This window comes from Psychrobacter sp. TWP2-1-2 (genome assembly GCF_049896785.1).
Taxonomy (GTDB): Bacteria; Pseudomonadota; Gammaproteobacteria; order Pseudomonadales; family Moraxellaceae; genus Psychrobacter.
On sequence record NZ_JAFCVA010000005.1, the window covers coordinates 208544 to 212421 of the forward strand.

A 3878-nucleotide genomic window follows, 5' to 3' on the forward strand; every position below is an offset into this window, starting at 1 on the left:
TTCTGGCTTAACTTCTGGCTTAACTTCTGGCTTAACTTCTGGCTTAACTTCTGGCTTAACTTCTGGCTTAACTTCTGGCTTAACTTCTGGCTTAACTTCTGGCTTAACTTCTGGCTTAACTTCTGGCTTAACTTCTGGCTTAACTTCTGGCTTAACTTCTGGCTTAATTTCTGGCTTAATTTCTGGCTTAATTTCTGGCTTAATTTCTGGCTTAATTTCTGGCTTAATTTCTGGCTTAATTTCTGGCTTAATTTCTGGCTTAATTTCTGGTTTGTTAGTGGGCGGGATTGTGACTGCTGGCTTCACCTCTGAATTGAATTCATCACTATCATTACCACATGCAGCAAGCATAGTAGATAACATTAGAATACTGATTACTTTTGTTGAACGTGTGGATATCATTTTCATAACACTCCTCTAATTAGAACAAGAGAGGAATATAACAATTATGTTTATATTATGTTTGCTATTTGTTATACCGCTAATTTTATATTTGAATCTCATGTTCCAGATATATTTAGAAATGAGTTCAATTAAATCATTTAAATGGAAGGCATGATAGTTTTTAGGTTTAAAGTGTCAGGTGCATTCTAGAAAAATACAGTTATCGCAATAAAATATATAACAAAAATAGTTCTGAATACGTTTTCTTAATTTATGCTAACTTATTAATTATTCAATCATATAAAAAGCATAAAAGGTTATTACTAATGTCAACGCCTCAAACTTCCACGGCGCAGCCTACTATTTTAGAGTCATCATGGTTTACTCGACCAACCTGTGTGGTCGCTGCTGACTTAATAGGTAAAGTGCTATGTAGAAAGCTGTCAGATACGGATGGCACGACTAAAATATTGCGTATGCGCATCTCAGAAACTGAAGCTTACATCGGTGCGGGCGATCCCGCTTGTCACTCACATGCTGGCAGCCGAACGCCGCGCACTGAAATCATGTATGAGCAAGGTGGCGTTTTTTATGTGTATTTGACTTATGGTGTCCATCATATGCTCAATTTAATCAGTGGTGCTATCGACTCCCCTGAGTCAGTGCTGATACGCGCAGGGTTTTTAGCAGAAGATAGTGACCGTCTGCGAGATGAGCAATTATTGAGCTTAGATCAACAACTGATTCATTCCAAGCAGTTCGCTGGTCCCGGTAAGCTGACCAAGCGATTACAAATCGACCGTGACTTGTATGGCAAATCTATTCATCCAGCATCAGCCGTTTGGATAGAAGAAGACGGTTGCAAGCCGCCAGTATCGCTGCGTCCACGGATTGGCATTGATTATGCGGGCGAGGCAAAAGAGTGGTTATTGCGCTACATTTGGACAGCCCATCCTTCGTTATCCAAAAAATAGCAAGATTGATAGTTGATGGCTGTTTTTCTAAATAGACTTGAAGGAAGTAATACATGTATAAATTGACGGTTTTTATTCCAGATACAGCATTAGAGCAGGTAAAGTCCGCTTTATTTTCGGCAGGCGCTGGGACGATTGGCAATTATGAACAGTGCTGTTGGCAAGTGCAGGGGACAGGGCAATTTAGGCCACTGGCAGGCAGTAATCCGAATATTGGAGCACATGATCGACTGGAAACCGTTGAGGAATGGCGGGTAGAAATGGTAGTGGCTGATGCTGATATTAAACAAGTCGTCGAGGCGTTAAAGCAGGCGCATCCTTATGAAACACCTGCCTATGATGTGATTGAAGTATTAGACTTTTAGGGTTAGCTATCAGTCCTCTTTGATCTTAATCACGTTATAACTCGGATAGCCAAGCTCGATTTTGTAATCTTCACTGCCGTGTTTGGCTTTTACTTTTATTTTACTGTCACCTTTTTTGTATTTGACGTCTTTGACTCGATAACCCATATTGCTGACTTTATTGGCAGCCCTTTGCTCGATAGCAGGCTGATAAAGCTCTTTATCAATGGAGTTGATGGTCTTCTTGTGCTTTTTGTAGACTTTACTGTCTTTATAAATATCTTCATAAAGGTCGCCGTAAGCATTATAACCAGGTGCGGTGACACAGCCAGTCGTTATCGTCAGTAACACTGCAATCATACTGGCGCTAGTAGTGGTTTTTAATAAAGTATGGTGGTTCATCAAATCCTCTTATGATGTCAAAGATGTTTTTGCTGATCTTATAAAAAAGGGTCAAATAAACCAAGGGCTGGCTTATTTGACCAAAGGCATCAAGTAATCAATGATGCCAAAACTTTATTTAATAGCTTTATTTCACTAATTTCATTTTTAGCGCACTTAGATATAGTCGGTTCAATATAATTTAGATTCAAGGAAGGCAAGCGAAAGTACTATAAGTAGTAGACTAAGCGAGCCTGATACCGTATCTGATTTATATAGGATTGACTATAACTATCAATTGAATGGAAGACATGCCCTAGTCTTTTTCAATCTTAATCACATTTAAATTTGGGTAACCAAGTCGTATTTCATACTCTTGCGAGCCGCGCTTGGCTTCAATCTCGAACACGCCGCGTCCGTTCTTTTCTTCCAGCTCAATGTCTTTGACCCGATAGCCCATGCCTTGTATTTTATTGATTGCACGTTGTTTAATTGCTGGATAACGCGAGTCTCTTTTAATGCTATCTTCGATATCGTCATTCTTATAGTGCTTATTATTCTTATGCTTGCCATTATTTTTATATTTGTCTTTCTTGTAATGGTCTTTGTCATATCTATCGTCTTGCCAAACATTAGACCAAACTTTTTTATTCGAGCTAATAAGTTTTAGATCAGGATACGTGTATTTTAGCTCGTATGCTTGGTTGTTCTTTTTGGCATAAGCGGTCATTATGCGATTGCCACGGTAGTTATCGGATTTGATATCCATAACCTGATAGCCTTTACGGCGCAGATCAGCGCGTAGCTTTTGACTAATACGGTTATAGTCAGTGTTACCATAATCATCATTACCACCATATACTGGATAATTATCATATCCTGGACCGACGACGGTACACCCAACTGTAGTGCCCAATAATGCAATCGCAAGACCAGTAGATATAACGGTCTTAAATGAGAAAGGCTTTAGAGTTTTCATGATCCAATATCCTATAATATTTTTAAATTACCCGTCGCATCATTGCTGGTGATAGCCGAGCACGTACGCACTCTATAAATTGTTCATATAATCGTATTCATAACTTACTGGCAAATTAATTGTTACCATCGTCATTACCATTATGCGCTTTGAAATATTTTCTTACATTATCTATCATAATGGACAAAGCTTGATGATTAGTGTCTTTTGCGTTAATAAGTTGTAATCAGGGTAACGAATATGAATCATGTAAGCATATGCTTACACGTAATGACGCTTACGCGACTTAACATCAGGTTAGGAATTAGGCATTATAGTCACACGGCATTAGGGAATGTGACTCAAGGATTGAGTTGACCGCATTAAGGATAATGATTCACTTATTAGCATCAGGATGATAATGATAAGTGGAGTAAGGACACATACCCTTTGCTGCTATCAGTAGTTAATGCTGGTAGTTGTAGTAAAAAGGGCAGGATGCCCAGTATCACAATATGCTGAATATTATGCAAGGATGCATGGGAAACAGTGGTGATAGGTAACATGGATGGTTAACAATAAAACCGCATAACAGTTAATTGCTATGCGGTTTTATTGTGTCTAGACTTTGAGAAAAGCCTAATCCCTAAAGTAATCGATATTTGATTTAGCTTCTAGAAACTTCGCTAAATATATTTGTCGAAATTTAGATGAAGTGCTAGGGCGTGTCCCTAATTCAGTTTGCAATGAATCATAGTACAAGCTAGATACAGCATAGACTTATAATTACGAGCCAATTTCTCGTATCTAGTCGCAATACTACGGAAGTGCTTTAGC

The 3878-nt window shown here is 38.6% G+C and carries 5 protein-coding genes and 1 pseudogene; 2 read left to right on the forward strand and 4 right to left on the reverse strand.

Translation table 11 applies throughout. The annotated features are described in order from the left end of the window. The coding region (locus ACP7AE_RS06945; RefSeq protein ID WP_426242148.1) for a hypothetical protein at positions 1–408 on the reverse strand (408 nt) is incomplete at its 3' end. A gap of 302 nt (positions 409–710) precedes the next feature. On the opposite strand from ACP7AE_RS06945, the gene ACP7AE_RS06950 reads away from it, so the two are divergent. Together ACP7AE_RS06950 and ACP7AE_RS06955 are read left to right on the forward strand one after the other, a co-directional pair. Further along, positions 711–1358, forward strand: a complete 648-nt coding sequence (locus ACP7AE_RS06950) for a DNA-3-methyladenine glycosylase (RefSeq protein WP_238049661.1) — start codon at positions 711–713, stop codon at positions 1356–1358. A 53-nt stretch (positions 1359–1411) separates the two neighbouring features. Beyond that, positions 1412–1723 (forward strand): YqfO family protein, encoded by a 312-nt coding sequence (locus ACP7AE_RS06955; protein WP_201552464.1) that lies wholly within the window; start codon positions 1412–1414, stop codon positions 1721–1723. A 9-nt stretch (positions 1724–1732) separates the two neighbouring features. Here ACP7AE_RS06955 and ACP7AE_RS06960 read toward each other — a convergent pair whose 3' ends face one another. The 3 genes and pseudogenes from ACP7AE_RS06960 to ACP7AE_RS06970 form a co-directional block, all read right to left on the reverse strand. Continuing rightward, positions 1733–2104, reverse strand: coding sequence for a hypothetical protein (locus ACP7AE_RS06960; protein WP_201552466.1), 372 nt, complete (start codon positions 2102–2104; stop codon positions 1733–1735). A 295-nt stretch (positions 2105–2399) separates the two neighbouring features. After that, complete coding sequence (locus ACP7AE_RS06965; RefSeq protein ID WP_426242151.1) at positions 2400–3062, reverse strand: PepSY domain-containing protein; 663 nt, start codon at positions 3060–3062, stop codon at positions 2400–2402. A 710-nt stretch (positions 3063–3772) separates the two neighbouring features. Then, positions 3773–3878: pseudogene (locus ACP7AE_RS06970) on the reverse strand (IS5/IS1182 family transposase); the annotation flags it as partial.

Bases quoted from the DNA above. Each gene is read 5' to 3' on its own strand.
- ACP7AE_RS06960 (WP_201552466.1), bottom strand. From the start codon at position 2,104: ATGAACCACCATACTTTATTAAAAACCACTACTAGCGCCAGTATGATT.
- ACP7AE_RS06950 (WP_238049661.1), top strand. From the start codon at position 711: ATGTCAACGCCTCAAACTTCCACGGCGCAGCCTACTATTTTAGAGTCA.
- ACP7AE_RS06965 (WP_426242151.1), bottom strand. From the start codon at position 3,062: ATGAAAACTCTAAAGCCTTTCTCATTTAAGACCGTTATATCTACTGGT.
- ACP7AE_RS06955 (WP_201552464.1), top strand. From the start codon at position 1,412: ATGTATAAATTGACGGTTTTTATTCCAGATACAGCATTAGAGCAGGTA.